The 365-nt window shown below is 60.8% G+C and carries 1 pseudogene; it reads right to left on the bottom strand.

From position 1 onward, the window contains the following. Positions 1–365 (bottom strand): annotated as a pseudogene (locus AC2FC2_RS27025) (plasmid mobilization relaxase MbeA); the annotation flags it as partial.

Genomic DNA, 365 nt, shown 5'->3' with positions numbered 1-365 from the left:
AGCTGCTCTAATGCGCTCAGCAACTGTTTTTCCAGCTCCGTCATGTGCTATTTCCCCGCCAGTATCATCCAGCTCGAGTCCTCTCCGAACTGTCCCGCTTCCGGGTTCACCCTCACGCAGCGGCGTCTCTGCTCGCCGCAGGTCGAGAGCTGTACGCCGCTGTTCCTCTCTGACAGCATGGCCTGCGTGCTCTTCTGCTCCCGGATGGTCGTATAGTTCTCGAGTATCTGCTGCCCCTGCCACCACAGAATGCCCGCGCTCGACGCTATCAGCAGCGCGGAGACCAGAACGATGGTCAGCCACGTCTGGCTGACCATGCGCAGCATCCCTTTCGTGCGCTGGCTCATGGCTGAGGACAGCTTCCG

This window comes from Serratia sp. CoH_122_TC_1 (assembly GCF_058191755.1).
The sequence above is the reverse complement of the archived record's forward strand: the minus strand, read 5'-3'. Positions and strand labels throughout refer to the sequence as shown.